General features: G+C 65.8%; 20 protein-coding genes. 14 read left to right on the top strand and 6 right to left on the bottom strand.

Features of this window, described 5'->3' with window-relative positions; all coding sequences use genetic code 11:
- Positions 1-648: alpha/beta fold hydrolase (locus tag ACE3S9_RS03715; RefSeq protein ID WP_374545083.1), on the bottom strand; the 648-nt coding region annotated here is incomplete at its 3' end.
- A 304-nt stretch (positions 649-952) separates the two neighbouring features.
- Here ACE3S9_RS03715 and ACE3S9_RS03720 point away from each other — a divergent pair.
- The 7 genes from ACE3S9_RS03720 to ACE3S9_RS03750 all read left to right on the top strand — a co-directional run bounded on the left by ACE3S9_RS03720 (position 953) and on the right by ACE3S9_RS03750 (position 7,100).
- Positions 953-1,591, top strand: coding sequence for a DUF1007 family protein (locus ACE3S9_RS03720; RefSeq protein WP_374545101.1), 639 nt, complete (start codon positions 953-955; stop codon positions 1,589-1,591).
- Positions 1,588-2,571: a nickel/cobalt transporter gene (locus ACE3S9_RS03725; RefSeq protein WP_374545084.1), complete on the top strand. Its 984-nt coding sequence runs from the start codon at positions 1,588-1,590 to the stop codon at positions 2,569-2,571. The genes ACE3S9_RS03720 and ACE3S9_RS03725 overlap by 4 nt, the downstream gene beginning before the upstream one ends.
- Positions 2,572-2,633: 62 nt before the next feature.
- Positions 2,634-3,665: a CBS domain-containing protein gene (locus ACE3S9_RS03730; RefSeq protein ID WP_374545085.1), complete on the top strand. Its 1,032-nt coding sequence runs from the start codon at positions 2,634-2,636 to the stop codon at positions 3,663-3,665.
- A 165-nt stretch (positions 3,666-3,830) separates the two neighbouring features.
- The gene (locus ACE3S9_RS03735; protein WP_374545102.1) at positions 3,831-5,153 is read left to right on the top strand and encodes a dicarboxylate/amino acid:cation symporter; all 1,323 of its coding nucleotides are present in this window, start codon (positions 3,831-3,833) and stop codon (positions 5,151-5,153) included.
- An 86-nt stretch (positions 5,154-5,239) separates the two neighbouring features.
- Positions 5,240-5,629: a thioredoxin family protein gene (locus ACE3S9_RS03740; RefSeq protein WP_374545086.1), complete on the top strand. Its 390-nt coding sequence runs from the start codon at positions 5,240-5,242 to the stop codon at positions 5,627-5,629.
- Entirely contained in the window at positions 5,629-6,348 is a 720-nt protein-coding gene (locus ACE3S9_RS03745; RefSeq protein WP_374545087.1) for a cytochrome c biogenesis protein CcdA, read from the top strand. The genes ACE3S9_RS03740 and ACE3S9_RS03745 overlap by 1 nt, the downstream gene beginning before the upstream one ends.
- 83 nt (positions 6,349-6,431) lie before the next feature.
- On the top strand, positions 6,432-7,100 hold the full coding sequence (locus ACE3S9_RS03750) for an O-methyltransferase (protein ID WP_374545088.1): 669 nt from the start codon (positions 6,432-6,434) through the stop codon (positions 7,098-7,100).
- 44 nt (positions 7,101-7,144) lie between these two features.
- Here ACE3S9_RS03750 and pedF read toward each other — a convergent pair whose 3' ends face one another.
- The 3 genes from pedF to ACE3S9_RS03765 form a co-directional block, all read right to left on the bottom strand.
- Complete coding sequence (pedF, locus tag ACE3S9_RS03755; RefSeq protein WP_374545089.1) at positions 7,145-7,630, bottom strand: cytochrome c-550 PedF; 486 nt, start codon at positions 7,628-7,630, stop codon at positions 7,145-7,147.
- A 197-nt stretch (positions 7,631-7,827) separates the two neighbouring features.
- Positions 7,828-8,334, bottom strand: a complete 507-nt coding sequence (locus ACE3S9_RS03760; RefSeq protein ID WP_374545090.1) for a TspO/MBR family protein — start codon at positions 8,332-8,334, stop codon at positions 7,828-7,830.
- A 14-nt stretch (positions 8,335-8,348) separates the two neighbouring features.
- The gene (locus ACE3S9_RS03765) at positions 8,349-8,681 is read right to left on the bottom strand and encodes a cytochrome c (RefSeq protein WP_374545091.1); all 333 of its coding nucleotides are present in this window, start codon (positions 8,679-8,681) and stop codon (positions 8,349-8,351) included.
- 398 nt (positions 8,682-9,079) lie between these two features.
- On the opposite strand from ACE3S9_RS03765, the gene carB reads away from it, so the two are divergent.
- The 3 genes from carB (at position 9,080) to ACE3S9_RS03780 (ending at position 13,764) form a co-directional block, all read left to right on the top strand.
- Positions 9,080-12,403, top strand: coding sequence for a carbamoyl-phosphate synthase large subunit (gene carB / locus ACE3S9_RS03770; RefSeq protein WP_374545092.1), 3,324 nt, complete (start codon positions 9,080-9,082; stop codon positions 12,401-12,403).
- Positions 12,404-12,565: 162 nt separating this feature from the next.
- A complete protein-coding gene (greA, locus tag ACE3S9_RS03775) occupies positions 12,566-13,039 on the top strand; it encodes a transcription elongation factor GreA (protein WP_374545093.1) in 474 nt (157 codons plus the stop codon).
- 56 nt (positions 13,040-13,095) lie between these two features.
- Positions 13,096-13,764, top strand: coding sequence for a tetratricopeptide repeat protein (locus ACE3S9_RS03780; protein ID WP_374545094.1), 669 nt, complete (start codon positions 13,096-13,098; stop codon positions 13,762-13,764).
- Position 13,765: 1 nt separating this feature from the next.
- Here ACE3S9_RS03780 and hemN read toward each other — a convergent pair whose 3' ends face one another.
- Positions 13,766-15,118, bottom strand: a complete 1,353-nt coding sequence (gene hemN, locus ACE3S9_RS03785) for an oxygen-independent coproporphyrinogen III oxidase (protein ID WP_374545095.1) — start codon at positions 15,116-15,118, stop codon at positions 13,766-13,768.
- Between the two features lie 137 nt (positions 15,119-15,255).
- Between hemN and ACE3S9_RS03790 the strand changes: the two genes are divergently transcribed.
- The 4 genes from ACE3S9_RS03790 to ACE3S9_RS03805 all read left to right on the top strand — a co-directional run bounded on the left by ACE3S9_RS03790 (position 15,256) and on the right by ACE3S9_RS03805 (position 18,504).
- Positions 15,256-16,209, top strand: coding sequence for a 2-hydroxyacid dehydrogenase (locus ACE3S9_RS03790; protein WP_374545096.1), 954 nt, complete (start codon positions 15,256-15,258; stop codon positions 16,207-16,209).
- Between the two features lie 17 nt (positions 16,210-16,226).
- On the top strand, positions 16,227-17,261 hold the full coding sequence (gene hemH / locus ACE3S9_RS03795; RefSeq protein WP_374545097.1) for a ferrochelatase: 1,035 nt from the start codon (positions 16,227-16,229) through the stop codon (positions 17,259-17,261).
- Positions 17,252-17,584 carry a divalent-cation tolerance protein CutA gene (cutA, locus tag ACE3S9_RS03800; RefSeq protein WP_374545098.1) on the top strand — a complete coding sequence of 111 codons (333 nt, stop codon included), beginning with the start codon at positions 17,252-17,254 and terminating at the stop codon, positions 17,582-17,584. Before hemH ends, cutA begins: the two co-directional genes overlap by 10 nt.
- 83 nt (positions 17,585-17,667) lie before the next feature.
- On the top strand, positions 17,668-18,504 hold the full coding sequence (locus ACE3S9_RS03805; RefSeq protein WP_374545099.1) for an SDR family NAD(P)-dependent oxidoreductase: 837 nt from the start codon (positions 17,668-17,670) through the stop codon (positions 18,502-18,504).
- On the opposite strand, the gene galE is transcribed toward ACE3S9_RS03805, so the two are convergent.
- Positions 18,501-19,234, bottom strand: a 734-nt coding sequence (galE, locus tag ACE3S9_RS03810; protein ID WP_374545100.1) for a UDP-glucose 4-epimerase GalE, incomplete at its 5' end; no start/stop codon positions are given. The genes ACE3S9_RS03805 and galE overlap by 4 nt on opposite strands.

Raw genomic sequence — 19,234 nt, forward strand, 5'->3', positions numbered from 1 at the left:
CTGGTCGAAGGCCGCGAATTGCGCAAAACCCGAATGCATCGCGCCAGGACGGGCGTAAAGCTGCGCGTAGTGAGTCCGGGTCGCCTCAGTGAATTTGGCGGGATCGGCCGAGAACTCATTCCAGAATCGGTCGAGATAGATCCGTTCGCGGCCTGCGACCAGGCGCTCCATGTCGGGGCCGCCGAAGCGAAAATGCCAGAGAAGCGGGTTTTTCAGAATCTCGTCCCAGGGGCCGACGCCAGGGATCGGGGCGTCGATCAACACCAGGCGCCGGACTTGTTCGGGATGCTGCGCGGCGAACTGGAAGGCGACCATATTGCCGATGTCATGGGCGACAAGGTCGATCTCGCCAATTCCCAGCGCGGCGAGGATATGTGCGATATCGCCCGCTTGAGTCTTCTTATCGAAGCCGCCGGGAGGCTTTGAGGACAGGCCGAGGCCGCGAAGGTCGGGGACGATGACGAGATGGTCGCGCATGAGATCGGTCGCCATCGGTGTCCACATGTCGCCGGTCTCGCCATATCCATGCAGCAACAGCACGGCGGGGCCTTGGCCGCCTGTTCGGACATAGAGCGAGACGTCGTTCGCCTGAACATATTGGGTGTGAAAATTGGCCGGAAGGGCGGCCGCGTCGGTCATGGCGTGCATTGGCGTCTCCGCGAGGGCGATAGACGCCCGCAAATGGTCCTCGATCGAGGGAGCAAGTGTAGGCTGGTCCTCAACGAAAGCCCATCCTGTTCGCGAGCAAGCAGGCCTTTGCCACGCCACAAGCCGGCCCGCGCCCGAGTTGGCCTGCGAATATGCGCTTCTCCGCCGCCGGCTGGACGCTTTCGACGGAACGGGCGGCCTTCCTACTCACGCCGCATTCCTCCCCTCCGCCACCTTTTCGCCAGACTTGCGCGCTTGGTGTAAAAGGCGGTGCGGGAATAAGCGGAGCGATTCCTTGGCGGTGATGCGAAATGTTCTGGCTGCGGCCGCGATTGTGCTGCCGGGCCTTGTCGCGCCGGCCTTCGCCCATCCCCATGTCTGGGTCACGGCCAAGGCGCAGATCCTGTTCGCGCCGGACGGCCGGATCGCCGGCTTCCGACACGTCTGGACCTTCGATGAAATGTATTCCGCCTTCGCCACCCAGGGCCTTGGCAAGGACGGCAAGCCGCCGACGAAGGAAGAACTGGCGCCGCTCGCCAAGACCAATGTCGAATCGCTCGCCGAATTCCAATATTTCACCGTCGCCAAGACCGGCCCGAAATTCTACGAATTCGGCGCGCCGAAGGATTACGAGCTTGAAGCCGACGACAAGAAGATCGTGACGCTCAGCTTCACGCTGCCGCTGAAGGAGCCCGTCTCGGCGAAAAAGCCCTTCACCTTCATGGTCTATGATCCGACCTATTTCGTCGATTTCGAACTGGAAAAGACCGATCCGGTCACGTTGAAGGACGCGCCGGCCGGCTGCTCGCTGACCACATTTCATCCGGATCCGCTGGGAAAGGATGACACCACGAAACTGAACGAAAGCTTCTTCTCCGGCCTGTCGCCCGGCGCGGATTTCGGCATCAAACTGGCGACGCGCTCCATCGTGGCCTGTCCATGAAACGGCTCGGACTCGCTCTCGGCGCGCTGGCCTTGTCCGGCGCGCAGGCCTCGGCGCAATTCGCGCCGAAAAATCCGTTTTCGGTCGGCGTCAATGAAGGGGCGGTGGGCGAGGTCGGCCGCGTCGGGCTCTGGCTGCTGCAGCAGCAGGCGCATTTCTATCAGGCTTTGCGCGTCGCCGTCTCGGCGGCGGAAGTCAATCCCTGGGCGGCCCTGTCGCTGGCGGCGGTCGCTTTCGCCTATGGAATCTTCCACGCCGCCGGCCCCGGCCATGGCAAGGCGGTGATCGCGAGCTATATGCTCGCCAATGAGCAGGCGCTGCGGCGCGGAATGATCCTCTCCGCCTTGGCGGCTTTGTTGCAGGCCTTAGTCGCCATCGCCATCGTCGGGATCGCGGCGTTGGCTCTGGGCGCGACCGCGCAGAAAATGACCGCCGCGACGCAAGCCGTCGAGATCGCCTCCTATTTCTGCATCACGGCGTTCGGGCTCTGGCTGGTCTGGCGCAAGGGCGCGGGGCTCGCCGCAGCCCTGCGCGCGCCGCCGCTCCCGGTCGCCGCGCGCTTTCGCTGCGACGACGGGTCGCAGGACGGTCCGCACGGGCCGGATTGCGCTCATTGCATCGCGCCCGATCCGTCGCGTCTCGGCGAGCGCTTCTCCTGGCGCGAGAGTGTGGCGACGGTGGTCGTCGCCGGCTCGCGGCCCTGTTCCGGGGCGCTGCTGGTGCTGGTTTTCGCGGCGGCGCAGCGGGTCTTTCTCATTGGCGTCTATGCGGTTTTCGCCATGGCGGCGGGCACGGCCCTGACCACGGCGGCGCTGGCCGCCAGCGCCGTGCTCGCGAAAGGCGCGGCGGCGAAAATGCTTGGCGCCGGCCAGCGGCGCGCCGAAATTTTCGGACGGGTGCTCGAAGTCGCGGCCGCCTGCGTGGTGCTGGGGCTCGGCGCATCGCTGCTGGCGGGGCTCGTGGCGGGCGGCGGCGTTTGACGGATTGTCAAGCTTCGCGCCTATAGTGCGGCGCGTTACGCTACAAGTGCAAGGAGGGCGGCATGCTGGACCTCGCTCATTCCATTTCCGAAAAGCGCGCGCGCGACGTCATGACCACGCCCGTGGTCACGATCGGCCCCGACGAGACCGCCCGCGCGGCCGCCGAGGCCATGCTTCGCCTGCGGGTCAGCGGCCTGCCGGTGGTCGACGCCGAGGGACGCCCGCTCGGCGTGGTCAGCGAGGGCGATTTCCGCTTCGCCGACGCCGCCACTCGCCAGAGGCAGCGCGAGGCCTGGGTGAAGATCCTGTCCGGCGGTCAGGACATGGCCGGCGAATATCTCGATACGCTCGATCGCGAGGCCGAAACGGTGCGCCAGATCATGGCCAGGCCGGCGCTTAGCGTCGATGAGGACGCGCCGGTCTCCGAGGTCGGCGATCTGATGGGCGCGCATCGCGTCAAGCGCATTCTGGTGCTGCGCGCCGGCGCCGTGGTCGGCGTCGTCACCCGCGCCGATCTTTTGCGCTTCTTCGCGCCCGAGGAGCCCGCGCCGTCCCGGCCGGTGACGCCGGAAGTCTTCGACGCCGCGCGTCAGGAGGCGCGCTTCCGGCTGAAACAATTGAAGCGCGCCGAGGCTGCGCCGCCAGCCGCGCCCAAGATTCCCGAGGGCGGCGCCACGGCGGCCGAGCTGAAGGCGATGGTCAATCAATTCGAGCAAAGCAAGTCGCGTGTGAAGGACGACGCGCAGCGGCAGGCGAAGGAGAAGCGCGACGAATTGGTGAAGGAGCTGCTCGCCTCGCGCTTCAGCGATCAGGAGCTGGCCCATTTGATGACTCTGGCCCGCGAGGCGGCGCGTCGCGGCGAGACCGGCGTCGCGGCGCTGACCTTCCCGACGGCCTTGTGCACGGACGGCGGCCGGGCGATCAACCTGCCCGATCCGCAATGGCCCGCGACCCTGCAAGGCAAGGCGGCCGATTTTTTCCTGCGCTGGGACAAGGATTTGCGCCCGCTCGGCTTCGCTCTGTCGGCGCGCATCGCGACCTTCCCGGACGGCTTTCCGGGCGACGCAGAATTGTCGCTGGTGTGGGGGCGCTGACGCGCCGCGCGTAATTGTGTCTTTTTGGAGAAAAGCCTTGCGCTCCGTGGTGAGCGGCGTTGAATAGGCGCAAACAAGCGCGTTCCGGAACAGTCAGGGATCGCGCGCCGAGGAGCGCCTGCAATGAACCTCAATGAGCCCGCTGCGGGGCATTTGCCGATCAATATGAGGGACGCGGCGCAGCCGTCGGCGAAAAAGCCGTGGTATCGCCTGCTCTATGTGCAGGTGCTGATCGCCATTTTTCTCGGCGTGGTGGTGGGCGTCGCGTGGCCCGATTTCGCGACCACGCCGGGCGTCAAGGCGCTTGGCGACGGCTTCATCAAGCTGATCAAGATGGTGATCGCGCCGATCATCTTCTGCACCGTCTCGACCGGCATCGCCCATATCCAGGACGCCAAGAAGGTCGGCCGCGTCGGCGTCAAGGCGCTGGTCTATTTCGAGGTGGTCTCGACCTTCGCGCTGGTCATCGGCCTCGTCATCGGCAATGTCGTGCAGCCGGGCGCCGGTTTCGGCGGCCATGCCGATGCGGGCGCGGTCGCTCAATATGTCAACGCGCCGCACAAGACCACGGTGGATTTCTTCCTCGACATCATTCCCGATTCCGTCGTCGGCGCCTTCGCCCGGGGCGATATCCTGCAGGTCCTGCTGTTCTCGATCCTGATGGGCTTCGCCATGATGGCGATGGGCGAACGCAGCGCGCCGCTGCGCCGTCTGATCGACGACACCGCCCACGCCGTGTTCGGCGTCATCGGCATCATCATGAAGGCCGCGCCGCTCGGCGCCTTTGGCGCCATGGCCTATACCGTCGGCAAATATGGCCCGACCGTGCTCGGCAGCCTGTTCGGCCTGGTGGCGACCTTCTATTTCGCCTCGGCCTTGTTCATCGTCGTGGTGCTGGACGCCATCGCGCGCTTCACCGGCTTCAATATTTTCAAATTCCTGCTCTACATCAAGGACGAGCTGCTGATCGTGCTCGGCACGTCGTCGTCCGAGAGCGCGCTGCCGCAATTGATGGCCAAGCTCGAAAAGCTCGGCTGCTCGCGCTCGGTGGTGGGGCTCGTCGTGCCGACGGGCTATTCGTTCAATCTCGACGGCACCAATATTTACATGACGCTGGCGACTTTGTTCATCGCGCAGGCGCTGAACATTCCGCTCGATCTCAAGCAGCAGCTGATCATTGTCGGCGTCGCCATGCTGACCTCGAAGGGGGCCTCGGGCATTACCGGCGCCGGCTTCATCACGCTGGCGGCGACGCTGGCCGCGGTCGATCCGCGCCTGGTGCCGGGCATGGCGATTGTGTTCTCGATCGACAAATTCATGAGCGAGAACCGCGCGCTGACCAATATCATCGGCAATGGCGTCGCCACCGTGGTGGTCTCCGCCTGGGAGGGCGAACTCGACCGCGACAAGCTCAAGGCCGGGCTGTCCGGCAGCGCCGATACCGAACAGATCCTCCAGGAGGCCGAACAGGCCGGTCTGAGCGACTGATTTTCTCTGAACGCCTGAATTTCATGGCCGCGTGAAACATCGCGCTTTCCCCAGCGTATCAGGGGAAAGCCGATGTGGAGGAGGCCATGACCAATCGTCGCCTGTTTCTTGCCGCGCTCGTCGCCACGGCGCTCGTCGCCACGGGCGCGCGCGCCTTTGTCGTCCAGCCTTATGAGTCCGCCGCCGCGCAACAGGCGATCGCCTCCGGCAAGCCGGTGGTGGTCGAGGTCTACGCCTCGTGGTGTCCGATCTGCCAGGCGCAGGCCAGCGTGGTCGAGGCGCTGAAGGACAAGCCGGCCTATCGCGACATCACTTATTATCGGGTCGATTTCGACGCGCAGAAAGACGTCGTCAAGGCGCTCAACAGCCCGCGCGCGACGCTGATCGTCTATCGCGGCGGCAAGGAGGTCGCGCGGCAATCCTGGGGCGCGACCGAAGAAGACGTCATGAAAATCCTGATGAAGGCGACGCCATAATGTCGCTGTGGACCTTGCCGCTGTCTTTCGCCGCAGGGGTCCTGACGATTTTGAGCCCCTGCGTGCTGCCGCTCGTACCTGTCGTGATTGCCGGCGCGCGCGCGCAGGATCCGCGCGCGCCGCTGGCGCTGGCGGCGGGGCTGGCGGCGACCTTCGGCGTGGTCGGCGGCCTGCTGGCCTCGCTCGGAGTGGATTTCGGCGAGGCGCCTTTTCTGCGGCCCTTCGCGGCCATCATCATCGTTCTCGTCGGGCTGGCGTTGCTCGCCCCTGCCGTGGGCCATCGCCTCGAAGCCGCGCTCGCGCCGCTGCAACGGTTCGGCGACGTCCTGCAGACGCGCCTGCCGCAATCAGGCCTGGCGGGCCAGGCGGCGGCGGGCGCGCTGCTCGCTCTGGTCTGGGCGCCCTGCGCCGGGCCAACGCTCGCCGCGGCTTTGGCGCTCGCCGCCCGAGGCGGGAGCCTGGCCTTTGCGATGCTGTCGATGGGCGTGTTCGCGCTTGGAGCGGCCGGCGCATTGCTGGCGCTCGGCTATGGCGTGGGACGGCTCGCTGGCGCGCATCGGGGCGCGGCGCTGGCGACCGGCGCGGCGGCGCGGTCCGCGCTCGGCGCCGCCTTCTGCCTGGTCGGGCTCGCGATTCTGACCGGCGTGGACCATGCGCTGGAAAGCCTCGCCGTCGCTTATATGCCCGACTGGCTGAACCGGCTGGCGATTGCGCTATAAAGGTCATGACCGTTTCCACTCGACAAAAGCCGAGGCGCCGCTGTTAAATCGGCGCCGGTTTGGGCGAATGAGGCGGGATGACGATGGCGCAGGACGAATGGAGCCAGGTTGACGCCTATCTCGTCGGCAAGCTGCTGCCGGAGGACGAGGCGCTCGAAGCGGCGTTGGCGCGCAATCGCCAGGAGGGGCTGCCGCCGATCGACGTGTCTCCGGCGCAAGGCAAGCTGCTCTATCTGCTCGCCCGCCTCGTGGGCGCGCGCAATGTGCTGGAGATCGGGACGCTCGGCGGCTATTCCACCATCTGGCTCGCCCGCGCCACGCCGACGGACGGCAGGGTCGTCACGCTCGAATTCTCGCCGGATCACGCGCAGGTCGCGCGCGAAAATATCGCGGCGGCCGGCGAGGGCTCCAAGGTCGACCTGCGGGTCGGACCCGCGCTCGACCTGTTGCCGGTTCTGGAAAAGGAAGGCGCGGTTTTCGATTTCGTCTTCGTCGACGCCGACAAGGCCAATAACCAGCTCTATCTGGGCTGGGCCTTGCGCCTGGCGCGCGTGGGAGCCGTTGTCGTGATCGACAATGTCGTGCGCGGCGGCCGGGTTCTCGACGCGGCCAGCGCCGATCCCGACATTGTCGGCACGCGGCGGATGTTCGAACTCGCCTCCGCCGAGAAAAGATGGAATGCGACGGCGATCCAGACCGTCGGCGCCAAGGGCTGGGACGGTTTCGCCATCGGCATCGTCGAAAAGGCCTGAAGCGGTTTCAACCGCCTCAGGCGTCTTTGTTCATCAAAACGCGATCATTGCCCCTTGGCCGCCTCCTCGGCGGTGCGCTTGTCGAGATAGGCCTTGATCGCCCAGACCGCCTCCTGCGTGAAGACGCCGTCATAGGCGGGCATCGTTTCACGCCCTTCGCTGTTCTTTCTGCCTTCGAGAACGACGCCCTTGAAATAATCGTCGCTGTCCTTGAAACAGGACGCCTTGCTCGCGGGCGTGGTCATGGTCGGGCAGTCTTTCGCCAGTTGCAGCAGGTCGGGCGCCATGCCGCCGGCTTCGGCGTTCAGGCCGTGGCACGCCGCGCAATTGTGGTAATAGCCGACCGAGCCGATCTCGATCGCCTTGGCGTTGTCGCGATACGGATTGGAATCGGCCCAGGTCGCGCCGAGCGGAGACAATCCGGTCGTGTCCACGGGATGGGGCGTCACATCGCCATGAGCCATTGCGGCCCCCGCCGCCATCATCAGCACGCCTGCGACAAGGCTGACGATGCTCGCAATTTTGCACATGTGGAAACTCCTCGAAGAACCGCCGTCGCGCGCGTTTCACCAACACGTGGCCCGGCATGTCGTGCGGCGCCGAGCAGCCTGCGCGGTCACAGTTGCAGCTGTCGAAATTGGCCGCAAATGCGGTGAAATTGCGGTCCCGCTTCGGCTCGGATCCTGTCAGTTAGAACAATTTACAGTCGCCGTGCGGACGGCGCGATTCAGCCGTTGAGGCGCCAGATTGCGAAATTCAGCCAGGCCGCGAATCCGACCCAGATCGCCAGCGGCAGCAGGCACAGGCCCGCGATCCGGTCGAGCCGCGCGAACAGAACCAGCGCCGCGAGCGCCAACGCCGCCTGCGGTAAAATGTCGATCAGGCCGAGCAGGGGGCTTTGCGCGGCGAAGAAGGCGAAGGACCAGATCACATTCAAGGCGAGAAAAGCGAGAAACACGCCGATCGCCTGTTTGCGCGCCGGTTGCGCCGGCAGGATCAGGACGCGCCAGAAAGCAAAGGCCATCAGGGCGTAGAGCAGGGTCCAGACCGGGCCGAATACCCCATTGGGCGGCGTGAAGGACGGTTTGGCGAGCGACTGATACCAGGGCGCGAGATTGGGCAGAGTGGCGAGCTGGCCGAGCAGGGAATCGAAAAAGACGAGGCCGACCGCGACGAGCGCGGCGCGGCGTGGGGGCATGCCGGGAGCGGCGGAGGAGTTTTGGGGAAGAGTCATAATCGGCGCCCGGCTCAGCGTGGCGGCAGGTTGGCGAAATAGGCCGCCAGCGCGCGCATGTCGTCGTCGCTCATGGTCCGGCTCATATAGAGCATTTCCTTATGCGCCCGGCGGCCGTCGCGGAAGGCGCGAAGCTGGTTATAGAGATAGGCCTCATTCTGTCCTGCGAGATTGGGAATTTCGGCGTCGCGGCCAATCCCGTCCATGCCGTGGCAGGGGACGCAGCTTTCGAGCAGATCGGCCTTGTGGACCGGCTCGCCGCGCGCCGGGGCGAGGAGGCAGGTGGCCGCCAGGGCGGCGAGGGCCGCACGGACGAGGGCGAAGGTCGGTGCTGTCATCTTGGGCATTGGTCGTTCTATAGGCGGGGGCTTTATCTTTTCCTGAAATGACGCGCAAGCGCGGCTCTCGTTCCTTCTGGGGGTTCACAGCGCGGAAAAACTCGGCTACAGGAGCGTCACATTCGGCCCGGGCGCTCCCGACCGAAATCTCACCCCGTACCGGGATGAATGGCGGAGGACGCGCTCCGGCCTTTTCGGCCGAAAGTGCGGCCTTTTTTTGTGCGCGGCGCAAGGCTGCGTTCAAGTTCGGATTCCGTCCCCGCCCGGCGGGGCGTCATGTCGCTCGCTGTCCAAGGGGCTAAAGCCAGCCCCGGAAGGGCTGGCTAGGAGCGAACGCGACGCCGAGCTGACGCGAGGGGCGCCACGGCCGCGTCGCGGGCGTGGCAACGTTAGTAAAAGAGCACACCATGCCGAAGCGGACAGACATCCAGACGATCATGATCATCGGCGCCGGCCCCATCGTCATCGGACAGGCCTGCGAGTTCGATTATTCCGGCACCCAGGCCTGCAAGGCTCTGCGCGCCGAGGGCTACCGGATCGTTCTGGTCAATTCCAATCCGGCGACCATCATGACCGACCCGGATCTGGCCGACCGCACCTATGTCGAGCCGATCACGCCGGAAATCGTGGCCAAGATCATCGAGAAGGAGCGCTATGCGGCGCCCGGCGGCTTCGCCCTGCTGCCGACCATGGGCGGCCAGACCGCGCTCAATTGCGCCTTGTCGCTGAAGAAAATGGGCGTGCTGGAAAAATTCGGCATCGAGATGATCGGCGCCACCGCCGAGGCCATCGACAAGGCCGAAGACCGCGAATTGTTCCGCGAGGCGATGACGAAAATCGGCCTCGACACCCCGCGCTCGCACCATATCAAGACCCTGACCCAGGCGCTGGCGGCGCTGGAGGACATCGGCCTGCCGGCGATCATCCGCCCGTCTTTCACGCTCGGCGGCACCGGCGGCGGCATCGCCTATAACAAGGCGGAATTCATCGACATCGTCGAGCGCGGCATCGACGCCTCGCCGACCTCCGAAGTCCTGATCGAGGAAAGCGTCCTCGGCTGGAAGGAATATGAAATGGAGGTCGTCCGCGACAAGGCGGACAATTGCATCATCGTCTGCTCGATCGAGAACATCGATCCGATGGGCGTTCATACCGGCGATTCGATCACCGTCGCGCCGGCGCTGACGCTGACTGACAAGGAATACCAGATCATGCGCGACGCCTCGCTGGCGGTGCTGCGCGAGATCGGCGTCGAGACGGGCGGCTCCAACGTCCAGTTCGCGATCAACCCGGCCAATGGCCGCATGATCGTGATCGAAATGAACCCGCGCGTGTCGCGTTCCTCCGCGCTCGCCTCCAAGGCCACCGGCTTCCCCATCGCCAAGGTCGCGGCCAAGCTCGCGGTCGGCTATACGCTGGACGAGATCGCCAATGACATTACCGGCGGCGCGACCCCGGCCTCGTTCGAGCCGACCATCGACTACGTCGTCACCAAGATCCCGCGTTTCGCCTTCGAGAAATTCCCCGGCGCCGAGCCGATCCTGACCACCGCGATGAAATCGGTCGGCGAGGCCATGGCGATCGGCCGCACCTTCGCGGAATCGCTGCAAAAGGCCCTGCGCTCGTTGGAAACCGGCCTGTCCGGCCTCGACGAGATTGAGATCGACGGGCTCGGCAAGGGCGACGACATGAATGTGCTGCGCGCCGCGCTCGGCACGCCGACGCCGGACCGGCTGCTGGTGGTCGGCCAGGCCTTGCGCATGGGCATGAGCGAGCAGGAAATCCATGAGGGCTGCAAGATCGACCCGTGGTTCATCTCGCGCCTTGCCGAAATCGTCGCGCTGGAGAAGAAGGTCCGCAAATTCGGCCTGCCGGCGGACGCCGACAATCTGCGCCTGCTCAAGGCGGCGGGCTTTTCGGACCTGCGGCTCGCCTCGCTGACCGGCAAGAGCGAGGCCGAGGTCGCCGCTTTGCGCCAGAGCCTGGACGTGCGCCCGGTCTACAAGCGGATCGACACCTGCGCGGCCGAATTCGCCTCGCCCACCGCCTATATGTATTCGACCTATGAGCGGCCTTTCGCCGGCGTCCCCTCCTGCGAGGCGCAGCCGAGCGACCGACAGAAGGTGGTGATCCTCGGCGGCGGCCCGAACCGCATCGGGCAGGGCATCGAATTCGATTATTGCTGCTGCCACGCCTGTTTCGCGCTCAGCGACGCCGGCTATGAAACCATCATGATCAATTGCAATCCGGAGACGGTCTCGACCGATTACGACACCTCGGACCGGCTCTATTTCGAACCGCTGACCCGCGAGGACGTGCTCGAAATCCTGGCCAAGGAGCAGGAGGCCGGAACCCTCAAGGGCGTGATTGTGCAATTCGGCGGCCAGACCCCGCTCAAGCTCGCCAAGGCGCTGCAGGACGCCGGCATCCCAATTCTGGGCACCTCGGTCGATTCGATCGACCTCGCCGAGGATCGCGACCAGTTCAAGCGCCTGCTCGACAAACTCGGCCTGAAACAGCCCAAGAATGGCATCGCCTATTCCGTGGAACAGGCGCGCATTGTCGCGCAGGATCTCGGCCTGCCTTTGGTGGTGCGCCCGTCCTATGTGCTGGGCGGCCGCGCGATGGCCATCATCCGCGACCAGAGCGAGTTGGATGATTATCTGCTCGGCACGCTGCCGGGGCTGGTGCCGTCCGACGTCAAGGCGCGCTACCCCAACGACAAGACCGGCCAGATCAATACGGTCCTGGGCAAGAATCCGCTGCTGTTCGACCGCTATCTGGTCGACGCGATCGAGGTGGACGTCGATTGCCTGAGCGATGGCGAGGCGGTTTTCGTCGCCGGCATCATGGAGCATATCGAGGAAGCCGGCATTCATTCCGGCGATTCGGCCTGTTCGCTGCCGGCGCGCTCGCTGTCGCCGGACATCATCGCCCGGCTGGAGGAGCAGACCCGCAAAATGGCGCTGGCGCTGCATGTCGGCGGGCTGATGAATGTGCAATTCGCGCTGAAGGACGGCGAGATCTATGTGCTCGAAGTCAATCCGCGCGCCTCGCGCACGGTGCCCTTCGTCGCCAAGGTGATCGGCGTTCCGCTGGCCAAGATCGCTTCGCGGATCATGGCGGGCGAGACTTTGGCCGGCTTCGGGCTGAAGCCCTGGGAAGGCGGCCATGTCGGCGTCAAGGAGGCGGTGTTCCCCTTCGCGCGCTTCCCCGGCGTCGATACCGTGCTTGGCCCGGAAATGCGCTCGACCGGCGAGGTGATCGGCCTCGACCGCAGCTTCGACATCGCCTTCGCCAAGAGCCAGCTCGGCGCGGGAACCAAGGTGCCGAGCGCCGGCGCGGTTTTCGTCTCGGTGCGCGACGCCGATAAGATCCGCATGCTGGACGCCGTGAAGCTGCTGGCCGATCTCGGCTTCAAGGTGCTGGCGACCGGCGGCACGGCCCGCTTCCTCAACGAGAACGGCATCGCCGCCCAGCGCATCAACAAGGTGTCGGAGGGCCGGCCCCATGTGGTCGACGCGATCAAGAACGGCGGCGTGCAACTCGTCTTCAACACCACGGAAGGCGCGCAGGCTTTGGCGGATTCGCGCTCGCTGCGCCGCGCCGCGCTTCTTCACAAGGCGCCCTATTACACCACTCTGGCCGGCGCGCTGGCGGCAGCCGAAGGCGTGAGGGCGTTCCGCGCCGGCGACATGGAAGTGCGGGCTTTGCAGGACTATTTCGCCTGATAGTCGTCTGAAGGGGGATGGACACAGCCGTTGACCTCAGCGGCCGGCTTTGCCATCATCAAAGTTCTGGCACATCGCCGATGACGCGCCCCATGGGGGCGCGTCACGCATTTTGTCTCCCGGCGCATCGACGCCGAACAGAAGATTTGAAAGAGTTGCAGGATGGAAAAGCTGCCTATGACCGTCGCCGGACATGCGGCTCTCGAGGTGGAATTGAAGCGCCGCCAGCAGGAAGAGCGCCCGCGCATCATTCAGGCCATCGCCGAAGCGCGCTCCCATGGCGACCTGTCCGAGAACGCCGAATATCACGCGGCCAAGGAATCCCAGTCCCTCAATGAAGGCCGGATCGCCGAGCTTGAGGACAAGCTGTCGCGCGCCGATATCATCGACGTCGCCAAATTGTCCGGCAACACGGTCAAGTTCGGCGCCACGGTCTCGCTGATCGACGAGGACACCGACTCCGAGAAGCGCTACCAGATCGTCGGGGACATGGAAGCCGACGTCAAATCCGGCAAGATCTCGATTTCCTCGCCGATTTCGCGCGCGCTCATCGGCAAGAAAGTGGGCGACAGCGTGGAGGTGAACACCCCCGGCGGCGGCAAGAGCTACGAGATCGTGAAGATCGATTTCATCTGACGGCGGACGTTGCCCCGACGGACCCTGCCGTCGCAACGTTTGTCGGGGCGGCGGAAATGGGCTTTAATCGGGGCATGCCGACGTTTCGCCTGTTCCGTCTTGTCGCCCTTGCGGCGTTCTGCTGTTCCGCCGCGCCGGCTTTCGCCGTTGCGCCCGAATCGCCCGGGCAAGGGGCGGGTCAAGCCGCGGGGCAGGCGGCGAAACCGGCCGCTCACGGCGCGCCGCCGATTGCGGCGCAGGCGCGACGCAAGGCCATTGACGATCTGTTCGCGCGCCTGGGGCGCGCGCCCGACGGCGCGGCCGCCGCCCCGATTCGCGAAGTGATTCTCCGGCTGTGGGACCGTTCCGGCTCGCCGACCGCCGATCTGCTGATGGCGCGCGGGGAAAGCCTGCTGAAAAGCGGCAATGGACCGCAATCCGCGGCTCTGTTCGACCGGATCGTGACGCTTTATCCGGACTGGACCAGCGCCTGGCGGCGGCGGGCGCAATCGGCCTTGCTGCAGGGCGACAGCGAAGGCGCCATGCTCGATCTCGACCACGCCTTGTCGATCGAGCCGCGAAATTTCCTGGCCATGACCGAATTGGCGACGCTGATGCGCGCGGAGGGACGCGATGGCCCCGCGCTGGAGCTGATGCGACGGGCGCTGGCGCTCGACCCGCAGAACGACGATCTTCGCGCCGAGACGGAAAAGCTGGCGCGGAAGGTCGAGGGCGACCGGATTTAGTTTACACCGCCGCGCTGTGGCGGGCGGCGCGGGTCGGCAGATAGGCGTCGAAAGCCGCCGCGACGAGGCGCATGAAGGGGCGCCCGGCCTCGGTGATCGATACCCGTCGCCCCTCCTGGGTCGCAACCCCCTCCCGGATCAGTTGCGCCAGATCCTCCCGCGCCGCGTCGAAAGCCGTGGCGTCGCCCAGCATATGTTCGGCGATTTCGCCGTAATCGACCGAAAAATCGCACATCAGCCGCTCGATCACCGCCGCTCGCGCGCGGTCGTCGTTGCTGAAGGCGATCCCCTTCACGGTCGCGAAACGTCCCGCCTCGATGGCGCGCCGCCATGAGCCGACATCGGCGGCGTTCTGGACATAGCCCTGCGGCAGCCGGCCGATGGAGGAGGCGCCGAAGGGCAGCAGCGCCTCGGCCTGATCCACCGTATAGCCCTGGAAATTGCGCCGCAGTTTTTGCCCGCGCATGGCGACGGCCATCGGGTCGTCGGGCAAAGCGAAATGATCGAGGCCGATGGCGACATAGCCCCTGTCGGCCAATGTTTGTCGCGCGATCGCCGCCTGGCGCAGGCGTTCCGCCGCGCCGGGCAGGGCCGAGGCGTCGATCAATTGCTGGCGCTTGGCGAACCAGGGCGCATGGGCGTAGCCGAACAAAGCCAGCCGGCTCGGCGCGAGCGAGGCGGCGAGTTCGGCCGTGTTGACCACGTCTTCCTCGGTCTGGAAGGGCAGGCCATACATCAAATCGAGATTGATGGCGCGGAAACCGGCGACGCGCAGCAAGCCGACCGCGCGTTCGACTGTTTCAAAAGGCTGGATGCGGCCGATGGCCTGCTGGACATGCGGGTTGAAATCCTGCACGCCGAGGCTGACGCGGTTAAAACCGGCGCCCGCCAGCGCCAAAGCGAGATCGCCATTGACATAGCGCGGATCGAGTTCGATCGAAATTTCCGCGTCCGGAGCGAAATGGAAATGGCCGCGCAGCGAATCGGTCAGCGCACGCAACCGGGCGCCGCCGAGCAGACTGGGCGTGCCGCCGCCCCAATGGGCGTGGATCACCTCGCGCGCTGGCGAGGTTTTCGCCACCAGATCGATTTCGCGCGCCAGCACCTCGGCATAGGCGTCGAGCGGATCGTTGCTGCGCGTCGCTTTGGTATGGCAGCCGCAATAGGAGCAAAGCTCGCGGCAATAAGGCACGTGAAGATAAAGCGAGAGCTTCGTCGCGGCCGGCAGCGCGCCCAGCCAGCCGGCGAATTGATCCGGCCCGACGGCGTCCGAAAAATGCGGCGCGGTCGGATAGCTGGTGTAGCGGGGGACTGATTTTTCAGCCAGAACCAGATTGGACGGAAGAGCGCTCATCCGTTTTTTCTCTCACGGCCGAACGCGCCGCTCTTTGATGCGGATCAATGAAAGACGAAAAACGGAATCGAATCTGTGCTCTGCCCGGTCTTGCGCCCGGGCGCCCCGGCCGCGCAGAATAGGGGCCGGAGTATCCCATGCCGTCCCGATTTCCCGATTTTCGCGTCCTCGTGCCCCATCCCCTGCCGGTCGGGGGCCTCGTGCGGCTGAAAGACGCCTTCGACGCCGTGACGCTGTGGGACGCGCCCGACAAGGGCGCGGCCTTGCGCGCGGCAGCGTCCTCCGTGCGGGGGATCGCCTCGACCGGCGCGCAAGTCGTCGATGGCGCCTTCCTCGATCAATTTCCGAAACTCGAAATCGTCGCCAATTTCGGCGTCGGTTATGACCATATCGATCTCGCGGCGGCGCGCGCGCGGGGCATGGTCGTAACCAATACGCCCGGCGTGTTGGTGGAAGAGGTCGCCGATGCGGCTCTGGGCCTGCTGCTTGGCGCTGTGCGGCAATTGCCGCAGGCCGACGCCTTCGTGCGGCGCGGCGACTGGCTCACGCGCGGCTTTCCGCTATCCGCCTCGCTCAGGGGGCGGACGCTCGGCGTGTTGGGGTTGGGCGATATCGGCCGCGCCATCGCCCGGCGCGCCGAGGCGTTCGGCCTCAAGATCCTCTACCACAATCGCAGCCGCCGCGACGACGTCGCCTATGGCTATGCCGATTCGCCTTTGGCGCTGGCGCAAGCCTGCGACATATTGGTGGTGGCGGCGCCCGGCGGCCCGCAGACCCACCATATCGTCGATGCGGCGGTGTTGGAGGCGCTGGGGCCGCAGGGCGTGCTGGTCAATATCGCGCGCGGCTCGCTGGTCGATACGGCGGCGCTGATCGCGGCCCTGCAACAGGGAAAGATCCTCACCGCCGCGCTTGACGTATTCGAGACGGAGCCGGACGTTCCCGAGGCTTTGCGCGCCTTGCCTCAAGTCTTCCTCGCGCCGCATGTCGGCTCGGGATCGGTCGCGACGCGCGAGGCCATGGCCGGTCTCGTGGTCGACAATCTGACGTCATGGGCGTCCGGCGCCGGCGCCGTGACGCCATTGACATGAAGCCGAGCTGATTCCTGATGTCTCTTCCCGCTAGTCACCCCCCGGTCGCCCTTGGCAAAATCGGAATCCTTCTGGTCAATCTCGGCACGCCGGAGGGGACCGGCTATTGGCCGATGCGGCGCTATCTCGCAGAATTCCTGTCCGACCGGCGGGTGATCGAGACGCCGCGCGCGCTCTGGCTTCCGTTGCTGCATCTGGTGATCCTGACCACCCGGCCTGCGCGCCGGGGCCGGGATTACGCGACCATCTGGAACAAGGAGCGCGACGAGGGGCCGCTGAAGACAATCACCCGGTCACAGGCCGAAAGTCTCGCCGAGCGGATCGCGTCGGGCGCTTTCGGGCCGGGGAGCGACAAGATCGTCGTGGATTGGGCCATGCGCTATGGCGAGCCCGCAATGCCGGCGCGCATCAAGGCCTTGCAGGCGCAGGGCTGCGACCGGCTGCTGGTGATCCCGCTCTATCCGCAATATTGCGCCGCGACCAGCGCCACCGTGGCCGACCGCGCCTTCGACACGCTGAAAGCCCTGCGCTGGCAGCCCACCCTGCGCATCGCCGCGCCGTTCTACGACCGGCCGAGCTATATCGCCGCCATCGCGGCCAGCCTGCGCGAGGGGCTGGCGAAGCTCGATTTCGCACCCGAAAAAATCCTGGTCTCCTGGCACGGCGTCCCGCAGGACTATGTCGACAAGGGCGATCCCTATTATTGCCACTGCGCCAAGACCACCCGCCTGATCGGCGAGGCGACCGGGCTGGGCGATCGGCTGGAAATGACCTTCCAGTCGCGCTTCGGGCCGAAGGAATGGCTGAAGCCCTATACGATCGACACCGTCAAGGCGCTCGCCGCGCAGGGCGTCAAGCGGCTGGCGATCATCGCGCCGGGTTTTTTCGCGGATTGCCTCGAAACGCTGGAGGAGTTGGCGGTCGAGAACCGCGACGCCTTTCTTGCCGGCGGCGGCGAGCGTTTCGTCGTTCTGCCATGTCTCAACGATAGCATCGCCGGAATCGATGTGATCGCGGATGTGGCGCGGACGGAGGTTGCGGGATGGATTTGAGCGGGTTCTGCGTCGTGCAGACGACGATCGACGACGAGATTCGGGCGGAGGAGATCGCCGAGGCGCTGATCGAGCGCAAGCTCGCCGCCTGCGTCCAGATCGCGCTCGTGACCAGCCATTATGTCTGGAAGGACGCGCCCGCCAAGGAAAAGGAATTCTTGCTGTCGGCCAAGGCCCGCACCGCTGATTTCGACCTGCTCGCGGCGGCGATCCGCGAATTGCATTCCTACGAGACGCCCGAAATCATCGCCCTGCCGGTCGTGGCCGGGGCGGCGGCCTATCTCGACTGGGCGCGGCGGGCGACCGAGCGCGGAGCGCAGTGACGTCTCCGACGGCGCAGAACGTGGCGGCTTGTTAAGGCGCGCGGGCTAAATTCGCCGCCGATCCCGCCCTCGGAGCGTCGCGCTTGAGCAAGATTGGTCCTGTCCTTATCACCGGCTGTTCGAGCGGCGTCGGCCATGCCGCCGCGCTGGCCTTCCTCGCCGCCGGCTTCGAGACTTTCGCCACGGCGCGCGAGGTCGCGGCGATGGACGACCTGCGCGCGGCGGGCTGCCATTGCCTCGCCCTCGACGTCACGGATGAGAACGCGCGGCGCGCCGCCGTCGCCGCCGTCGAGGCGAAATGCGGCGCGGTCGGGATTCTGGTGAACAATGCCGGCTATGGCCAATATGGTGCGATCGAGCAGATCCCGCTCGACACCATGCGCCGCCAGTTCGAGACCAATGTTTTCGGCGCGATGCGGATGTCGCAGCTCGTGCTGCCGGGGATGCGCCGCGCGGGCCGGGGACGCATCGTCAATGTCAGCTCGGTGGCGGGGCGGGTCAGCGTTTTGGGCGGCGGCGCCTATCACGCCTCCAAATTCGCCTTGGAGGCGCTCGCCGACGCCATGCGGCCGGAAGTCGCGCCTTTCGGCGTCGCGGTGGTCAATGTGCTGCCGGGGCCGATCGCGACGCGATTCGAGGCGACCTTGCTGGCCTCCATTCCCAATTGCGGCCCGGACAGCCCCTATGCGGGATTTCGGGTCGACCTGATGCGGCGGATGCGCAAATTCCTGCGCGCCGGCGCCTTCGGCGTCATGACCGCCGATCAGGTCGCGAAAATCGTGTTGAAGGCGGCGACCGTGGCCCAGCCGCGCACGCGCTATCATGTCGGCGTCATCGCGCGTTTCGGGCCGCTTGGTCGGGCCGTGACGCCCGACCGGGTGGTGGATTTCGTGACGCGCCGCGACCTCGCGCGGGATTAATCGGCCTTTTCGGCGATCAGTTTCTTCTCCCAGGCCAGAGCCTGACGGACGATTTCTTCGAGATCGTCATGAATCGGCGTCCAGCCGAGTTTTTCTCGCGCCTTTTCATTGGCCGCGACAATGGCCGCCGGGTCGCCCGGACGACGGCCGGAAATCTTCACGTCGAAATCGACCCCGGAGACGCGCTTCACCGTCTCGACCACTTCCAGCACCGAATAGCCGCGCTCGTAGCCGCAATTGCACACCAAACTCTCGCCGCCAGCGCGCAGATGGCGCAGGGCGTCCATATGGGCGCGGGCGAGATCGGTGACCTGGATGTAATCGCGCAGGCAGGAGCCGTCCGGCGTCGGATAATCGGTGCCGAACACTTCCATGCCCGCACGCAGACCGAGCGCCGCCTGCACGGCGACCTTGATGAGATGGGTGGCGTTGCGCGACGACTGGCCGGCGCGGCCCTTCGGATCAGCGCCGGCGACATTGAAATAGCGCAGCGCGACATAGCGCAGGTCATGGGCGCGGGAGACGTCCTCCAGCATCCATTCGACCATCAGCTTGGAGCGGCCATAGGGCGAGACCGGCTTGAGGCTCTCGTCCTCCGTCACCGGATTCTGCTCCGGCTCGCCATAGACCGCCGCCGTGGAGGAGAAGATGAAATGTTTGACGTCGGCCTCGACCGCCTTGGCGAGCAGGCTGCGGGCGGAGGCGGTGTTGTTGTGGTAATAGCCGAGCG

Origin of the sequence: Rhodoblastus sp. (assembly GCF_041915505.1) — a bacterium.
Lineage (GTDB): Bacteria > Pseudomonadota > Alphaproteobacteria > Rhizobiales > Beijerinckiaceae > Rhodoblastus.